The organism is Streptomyces sp. AC627_RSS907, assembly GCF_019049165.1.
Window position 1 is genome coordinate 120,891 of record NZ_JAGMUE010000168.1, and the last position, 7,287, is coordinate 128,177.

Annotated in this window: 8 protein-coding genes; 6 read left to right on the forward strand and 2 right to left on the reverse strand. The window is 67.5% G+C overall.

All coding sequences use genetic code 11. The features are described from left to right. Window positions 1-176 precede the first annotated feature (176 nt). Window positions 177-1,397 carry a glycosyltransferase gene (locus KUM32_RS30400; protein WP_217145171.1) on the reverse strand — a complete coding sequence of 407 codons (1,221 nt, stop codon included), beginning with the start codon at window positions 1,395-1,397 and terminating at the stop codon, window positions 177-179. 206 nt (window positions 1,398-1,603) lie between these two features. Here KUM32_RS30400 and KUM32_RS30405 point away from each other — a divergent pair, with 206 nt between their 5' ends. Together KUM32_RS30405 and KUM32_RS44030 are read left to right on the forward strand one after the other, a co-directional pair. Then, window positions 1,604-1,810 (forward strand): hypothetical protein, encoded by a 207-nt coding sequence (locus tag KUM32_RS30405; RefSeq protein ID WP_217145172.1) that lies wholly within the window; start codon window positions 1,604-1,606, stop codon window positions 1,808-1,810. Window positions 1,811-1,861: 51 nt separating this feature from the next. Beyond that, complete coding sequence (locus tag KUM32_RS44030; protein ID WP_254406353.1) at window positions 1,862-2,185, forward strand: hypothetical protein; 324 nt, start codon at window positions 1,862-1,864, stop codon at window positions 2,183-2,185. Window positions 2,186-2,269: 84 nt separating this feature from the next. On the opposite strand, the gene KUM32_RS30420 is transcribed toward KUM32_RS44030, so the two are convergent. Beyond that, on the reverse strand, window positions 2,270-2,764 hold the full coding sequence (locus KUM32_RS30420; protein WP_308408753.1) for a dihydrofolate reductase family protein: 495 nt from the start codon (window positions 2,762-2,764) through the stop codon (window positions 2,270-2,272). On the opposite strand from KUM32_RS30420, the gene KUM32_RS44035 reads away from it, so the two are divergent. From KUM32_RS44035 to KUM32_RS30435, 4 genes are all read left to right on the forward strand, one after another. Further along, window positions 2,667-2,930: a hypothetical protein gene (locus KUM32_RS44035; protein ID WP_254406368.1), complete on the forward strand. Its 264-nt coding sequence runs from the start codon at window positions 2,667-2,669 to the stop codon at window positions 2,928-2,930. The two genes, KUM32_RS30420 and KUM32_RS44035, sit on opposite strands and share 98 nt — an antisense overlap. Window positions 2,931-3,054: 124 nt before the next feature. Beyond that, entirely contained in the window at window positions 3,055-4,725 is a 1,671-nt protein-coding gene (locus KUM32_RS30425) for an IS1182 family transposase (protein ID WP_217145187.1), read from the forward strand. Between the two features lie 248 nt (window positions 4,726-4,973). Continuing rightward, window positions 4,974-6,166 (forward strand): IS3 family transposase gene (locus tag KUM32_RS30430; protein WP_374227572.1). Its coding sequence is split into 2 segments (ribosomal slippage): window positions 4,974-5,238 and window positions 5,238-6,166, totalling 1,194 coding nucleotides; the frame shifts between segments, so codons are not numbered across the junction. Between the two features lie 120 nt (window positions 6,167-6,286). Next, entirely contained in the window at window positions 6,287-6,859 is a 573-nt protein-coding gene (locus tag KUM32_RS30435; protein WP_217145174.1) for a HEPN domain-containing protein, read from the forward strand. Window positions 6,860-7,287: the final 428 nt, after the last annotated feature.

Genomic DNA, 7,287 nt, shown 5'->3' on the forward strand with positions numbered 1-7,287 from the left:
AGAGCAGGGGTGGGGTGGCTTCGTTCACGACTTCAGGCAGCATTTGTCCACGACTTTTGGGAGGCGTCCGAGGGACGGTGGCGTTCGAGTTGTTCGCGAGTTTCGGCAGCACTGGATACGGCGGAGTGCCTCGGACGGCTTGGCTCCGCAGCACGGTGGTGGAGCATTCCTCGGATTCACCCGGCGCCCCCTGAGCCGATGTGGGTGAGCACCGCGGCGGCGCCGTCCTCTGCTGTGATGCGGTGAGCGAGTTCGGTCGCGCGGCGTCGGTGGGCCGGCTCGGACAGGCAGGCCGTTATCGCGTCCCTGAGAGCTTCGGCGGTCAGGTCCTGGAACGGCACAGGCCGGGGGGCGACCCCCAGCTCGTACAACCGAGACGCCCAGAACGGCTGGTCGGCCATGACGGGAACGGCCACAGCGGGCACTCCGGCCCGCAGTCCGGCTCCGGTCGTACCCGCCCCGGCGTGATGGACGACGGCGGCGGTGCGAGGGAACAGCCAGTCGTGCGGGACGTCGCCGATGGCCAGGACGTCGTCGCCCCAGCCACTCAGTTCGGCCCACCCCGCCTGCACCACCGCACGCACCCCCGCCTGCCCTACAGCCGCAGCCACCAGCTCACTGAGCCGTTCCCCCTGCCCTGGCGCCATGCTGCCGAACCCGATGAACACCGGCGGCGGACCGGCCTGGAGGAAGTCGACCAGTTCGGCCGGGGGGCGCCACCCGTCCGGCCGCGCGGGCCACCAGTAACCCGATACTTCGACCCGCGACGGCCAGTCCCCGGGGCGCGGCACCACCAAGGGGCTGAAGCCGTGGAGGACCGGCCGGATCTCCCCCGATGACGATGACGCGCCGGCGCCGGGCAGCCCGAGGTGGGCGCGCAGCCGGGTCACGGCGCCCGCGAAGACCCCTTCCGCGCGCCGCACCACGTCCCGACCTGCGGCGAGGTTGCCCTCCGGCCCCGGGCCGCCGGCGGTGCTGCGTGCGTTGGGCAGCGCGAATGCTCCGGTGGCGAAAGCCGGTACGAGGTAGGTGCCGATGACAGGGATGCCGAGCGCTTCGCCGGCCGTCCGGCCGAGCGGCGCTGGGCCGGAGGCCGTGAGCAGCAGGTCGGCCCCGCCCGCCACGGCTTCCGCCACCCCGTCGGCGAGCCCGTCCGCGTACGCCCTCGTCAGCGCCTGGGCCTCCTCCCGCGACGCCACCCGGGACCAGTCCCGGATCAGCCCCTGCGGGTCTCCCGGCACAGGCCGGTAGTCGAGACCACACCCGTCGATGAGTGCAGCGAAGGACGCGTGAGCGGCCACGGCGACCTGAAGGCCGGCGTCCAGCAAGCGCCGCCCCAGGCCCGTGAAGGGCGCGACATCCCCACGTGAACCGGCAGTGATGATCAGAATCCGCATGCAGCGATTCTCCTCGGCGGATGGCGCCCGGCCACCGTCGCCGGCCAAGGGGATCCCTCAGCGCGCCCCCAGCCCCGGGCGTGTGCTGTCGGCACTCGGGTTCTGGCTCAGCTTTCGTGCAGTGGCCACGCTGTGTGACGATTGAGCTTTCCCAAGCGGCATGCGAAGTCGCCCGAAAATAGGCCGTGGTCCGTGCGGAAGAGGTTGTGCTTTGGCTGGAGAAGCTGCTGTTCCCGGCGATCGCGGACGTCGCGGTGCTGTCGGTGAACGCGGATATCGGGATAGTGCGTGTCGACGCGCAATGCACCACGGCCGGCGCCACCTGCCCGGGATGCGGCGCCTGGTCGACCCAGGTCCACGATCGAGAGTGTTCAATGATCGGCGGATCCGATGATCAAGGAGACGCCAGATGAGCGACACCACCATCGAGCAGATGCCGGGCAGCGAGCCGGCGGGCGGAGGCCGTGGCGGCGAGTGACGAGCAGTTGGTTGCGATACTTGTGGACCGGGCCCGGTCGGAGGGCCTGCAGCTGACTGGGGAGGGCAGGCTGCTCCGGCAGCTGACCAAGCGAGTGCTGGAGTCCGCCCGGGAGGAGATCACCCAGGCGCTGCCACCCGCCTTCGCGGACCAGCTGTTCACCGCGCGGGAGCAGGGCGCCACCGAGCAGCAGCTCCAGCAGATCGCGGCCGACGGCCTCGCCCAGATGTATTTCCGCGCCAACAACAGCCGCGCGCACGGGCTGGGCGTGGAGTTCACCGACGTGGAGCGGCTCGACATCGAGCTGTAGCCAGGCGCCTGCCACGAGCGCCGCGTCCCCGTGCGACTGAGCAATTCAGTTGGCGAGCGTGCAAGCTGGTAGCTGTGACCGTGCCTACTTGCGCACGCGGAAGCGCAGCATGGTGACCCCGCCCGACTGGACGTTGCTGAACGGTTCCAGGTCGATCCGGTCGAGGCCCGGCGGCGCGAAGCGGACGCCGTCGCCGAGCAGCACCGGCAGCACGTACACCAGGATCTCGTCGACGAGGCCGCGCTGCAGGCACTGGGCGGCCACGTCGGCGCCGAGGATCTCCAGGTCCTTGTCGCCGGCGGCGCGGCGTGCCGTGGCCACGGCTTCCTCGATGTCGCAGGTGAGGAAGGTGACGTTGGGGTCCGGTTCGTCGGGCGGGAGGTGGGTGAGGACGAACTGCGCCCCGCCGTCGTAGCCGGTGTTCTCGTCGGACATGCGCTTGCCGACCTCGTACGTGCCCCGGCCGATGAGCATGGCGCCCGTGGCCGCCATGACCTCCGGGAACGTCGCCGACGTCATGTGCTCGAAGATCCAGTCCATTGTGTGGCCAGGACCGGCGATGAACCCATCGAGCGACATCACCCTGTTCACGACCACTTTGCCGGTGCTCGCAACCGTCATGCGTCTTCTCCAAGCAGGTGGAGGGCCGGGATCGCATCATAGGTCGGTGAGCAACATCTTCTCCGGCGGCAGCCACGAGCAGGACCTGCCCAACGGCGCCACCGCGGTGTTCATCTGCGGGTGATGCGCCGACCACACCCCGGCATTGCAGCGACACTGTTGGCGAATCCAGTGCCTGAACGTGACGCCGGCCTTCAGGACCCGTTGTGGTTGTGAAGGCCGTCATCGCGTTTGGGGAGGGTGTCGGGGTGTCGCTGCGCGCCAAGAGGGCTGGCGGGGTTCCTGAGGAGACGGCCCGGGTGGCCCGGGCTGCGTTCCCGAAGGGAAGCCTGGCGATGCGGATCCGTGACGAGTTGGGCGAGCTGTTCTCGGACGCAGACTTCGACGGGCTGTACCCGGTGAGGGGAAAGCCAGCGTGGTTGCCGGGCAGGCTGGCGCTTGTGTCGGTCATGCAGTTCGCCGAGGGACTCTCGGACCGACAGGCCGCGGACGCCGTGCGCGGACGGCTGGACTGGAAGTACCTGCTGGGACTGGAGCTGGTCGATCCCGGCTTTGATCACTCGGTGCTCACCGAGTTCCAAGACCGGCTGATCGCCGGAGACGCCGGGATCCAGCTCCTGGACCAGGTCCTTGAAGCCGCCGTGGAACGCGGCTTGCTCAAGGCCGGCGGCCGTGCGCGCACGGACTCCACGATCGTGCTGTCCGCCGCCCGGCAGATCAACGGACTGGTACGGCTCGGTGAGACGCTCCGGGCTGCATTGAACAGCGTGGCCGCAGACGAGCCGGAGTGGCTGGCAGGGTGGGTGCCATCCGACTGGTTCGATCGGTACGCGATCCGGTTCGAAGACACCCGTCTGCCCAAGGGAAAGACGAAGCAGACGGAGCTGCTCGAGCAGATCGGCACCGATGGGCTGGCTCTCCTTGAGGCCGTGCACCGCCCGGACGCCCCTGCGTCCCTACGGCTGCTTAGCCGGGTGCAGACCCTTCGGCAGATGTGGATCCAGCAGTACTTCGTCGATAAGGGACAAGTCCATCGCCGGCATTTCAAGGACCGCCCGCCGGGCGCGGAGCGGCTGGTCACGCCCTACGACACTGACGCCCGGGGCAGCGTGAAGCGCGGCATCTTCTGGGACGGCTACAAGGTCCACCTCACCGAGACCTGCGAGCCGGACAGCCCAAACCTGATCACACACGTCGCCACGACCGACTCCACCGTCCAGGACGTGCGGCTGGTTGCCCCGATTCACGCTCACCTTGCCGAGCGCGACCTCCTGCCCGACCGCCACCTGGTCGACGCGGGGTACGCAACGGCCAGGGAAGTGGTCACCGCCTGCCAAAACCACAAAGTGAATCTGGTGGGTCCAATCCTCGCCTCCACCAGCTGGCAGACCAAGGACGGCGGCTTCTCCCAGGCGGACTTCGCCATCGACTGGGAGAACCGGCAGGTGACCTGTCCCAACGGCGCGACCAGCAGCCGTTGGGCCGAAGACCGCTCCCAGGAGGGGGCAGCCGTGATCCGAGTACGGTTCCCACCGGTTGCCTGCCGTCCCTGCAAGAGCAGAGAGCAGTGCACCCGTTCCAACAGCAGATGGGACATGGGCCGTCGGATCACCCTCCGGCCACAAGCGGAGTATGAGGCGATTCAGCAGGCACGCGCCCAGGAAGACACTCAGGAGTGGAGGGAGCAGTACGCACACCGGGCCGGTGTCGAAGGCACGATCTCTCAAGGTGTTCGAGCCTTCGGCCTGCGCCAATGTCGGTATCGCGGCCTGGCCAAGGCTCGGCTACAGCATCAGCTCACGGCCACCGCTATGAACTTCCACCGCCTCAACGCCTGGTGGACCGGCACTCCAAGGGCCCGGACGCGCGTATCTCACCTGATAGCGCTCAGGCCCACCGAGCACAACCCCTGCTCGTAGGGTTCATCCCAATGACGACGGTGTGCGCGAGGCAGGCCGGAAGCCGCTGACCGTGGCACGCTCGCGTGACGGTCAGCAGTACGGTGCCTGGTTGGTCAGGGACCCTGCCACCCGCATCCACACGCCGAACAGCCGGTAAAGGCCGGGCAGAGTGCCTTGGGCCTGCACGGTCCGGCTGAGCTGACCCCGGTTTCGTGGAGTCCCTGAAGCCAGGCTTATGATCCTGGCCCGAAGGAGAACCACGAGCAGTGCCAGCACCACGTAAGTACCCGGACGAGCTCCGTGAGCGGGCCGTCCGCGAGGTTCGCACCACCGGCCGTCCGATCGCGCATGTCGCGAAGGACCTTGGCATCCACAAGGAGGCCCTGCGCGGCTGGGTCCGCCAGGCCGAGGCGGACGCCGGCGAACGCGACGACCGGCTGACCAGTACCGAGCTTGCCGAGTTGAAGCAACTCCGCAAGGGGGTAACGGAGTTGAGGCGGGCGAACGAGATCCTCAAAGCGGCGAGTGCGCTTTTTGCCCAGGAGCTCGACCGTCCCCGGACGAGGCCGACCAGGTGATCGACAGCCTGAAGGACAGCGGCTTCGGGGTCGGGCCCGTACGCCGGGTGCTCGGCTGGTCCGAGTCCGCCTACTACGCGCGCAAGAAGCGGCCGAAGTCGGCGCGCCGGCTCCGTGACGAGCAGCTCATGCGGCTGATCGAGCAGGTTCACGCCGAGTCGGGCGGCACCTATGGGGTCCGGCGGATCACCCGCGCCCTGCGGCGCAAGGGCGTCGTCGTGGCCCGCTGCACCGTCGAGCGGCTGATGGACGAGCTGGGCCTGGAGGGCGTGATCCGCGGGCAGCGGCGGAGGACCACCGTGCCGGAGCCGTCGGCGCCCCGCCCGCCGGACCTGGTCGACCGTGACTTCACCGCCTCGCGACCGGATCAGCTGTGGGTGACGGACATGACGTATGTCCGCACCTGGTCGGGCTGGGCGTACGTGGCGTTCGTCCTGGATGTGTACTCACGCATGATCGTCGGCTGGCAAGTTGCGAACCACATGCGAACCGAACTGCCTCTGGACGCACTGGAAATGGCGTTGTGGAGACGGAAGATCAAGAAGGACTCTGGCCTCATTCATCACAGCGACCGCGGGTCGCAATACGTATCAATTCGCTATACCGAGAGGCTGTCCGAGATCGGAGCCTCGGCCTCGGTCGGCTCGGTCGCGGACAGCTATGACAACGCGATGGCCGAAGCCCTGAACGGAACCTTCAAGGCCGAGCTGATCGAGATGCAGGGCCCTTGGCGGGACGTCGACCAAGTGGAACGAGCGATCTTCCAGTGGGTCGCCTGGTACAACGAGGAACGGCTCCACTCCGCCCTCGACTACGTACCGCCCGCCGAGTACGAACGCGCCTGGTGGCAACAACAGGAAGACACCCCACAGTCCGCCTGAAACAAGATCGCCGGACTCTACGAAACACGGGGCATCTCACAAGAGTCTGAAACTCGTGAGGCAGGCGGCTTCTGCGTCACCTCAGCCGATCTACCGCGGATGCAGGCATTCTGTTCCGCAGTGACAGCAAAGATCGACGCCGTCATGGACGGAGCCACCAGCGGCCGAAAGCTGCCCAGGAAACGCGCCCGCCGCCTTGAGCGGGCTGCCCGACACCTGCAGCAGGCCTACCAACGTACCCACAGCGACAACGGCGTATGGGAACAAGAGGCCGACGAACTGCACCTGGACTACGTCATCGCGCTCGAAGCCCTGATGGCCAGCCCCAACGACAAGCACGAGGGAATCAGTAAAAAAATCCAGACTCGCACAGCCGCCCTATTCCCCACCCCACGCCTGCGCGAACTCGTCCAGAACGCAGTGCAGAAGGCCTACAGTACGCGCTCCAAGTACGTACACGGAGACCTGCTCATAGAGCAAGAAGAGAGTGAGAAGCTGGCCGAACTACGCGAACTCAGGCTGATCGTGCGACAGGCAGTCCTTCGCTGGCTCATTCTCACTCCTATCGACACGGAAGACCTCGCACCTCGTCTTGATGCCGCAGCCGACTGCGCCAGCTGCAAACGTGCCATCGATGAGCCCCTGCGCGCGTTCTTTCAAGACGCGCCGTCACGGGACGGCATCCAAGCCTGAGACAGCACTGACTCCGCGACCGAGACTGACGGGAGCAACGCCACTCCCCAGCACTGGACGAGGGAGGCTCCGGTGGACGGCGACGACAGAGAGCACCCATCGGACCCGCGCCGACGACATTGCGCCGTTGCGACCCAGCCAGCTCACGGAGCGCGCCCTCCGAGCCGGTGGCTGTATCTATGGCTCTGTCGGTCAGATGCCTGGCGTGGTGGGACATAAGGTGGGCCCAACGCCTCCTGCGCGCCACCCGGCCTAGGCCGTGTTTTAGGTCGGGATTCTGATCCACGCCTCGTGCTGTGATGATCACGTTGTGGGGCGTGGGGATCTTTCTGATGAGCAGTGGTCTGTGTTGGAGTCGTTGCTTCCTGCGGCGGGTGTGAGTCGCAGGTCGCCGGGTCGTCGGCGGCTGGTGGACGGTGTTCGGTGGC

What these genes read in the sequence shown, in the direction of transcription:
- KUM32_RS30400 (WP_217145171.1), bottom strand. Translation starts at nt 1,397, where the DNA reads ATGCGGATTCTGATCATCACTGCCGGTTCACGTGGGGATGTCGCGCCC.
- KUM32_RS30420 (WP_308408753.1), bottom strand. Translation starts at nt 2,764, where the DNA reads ATGTCGCTCGATGGGTTCATCGCCGGTCCTGGCCACACAATGGACTGG.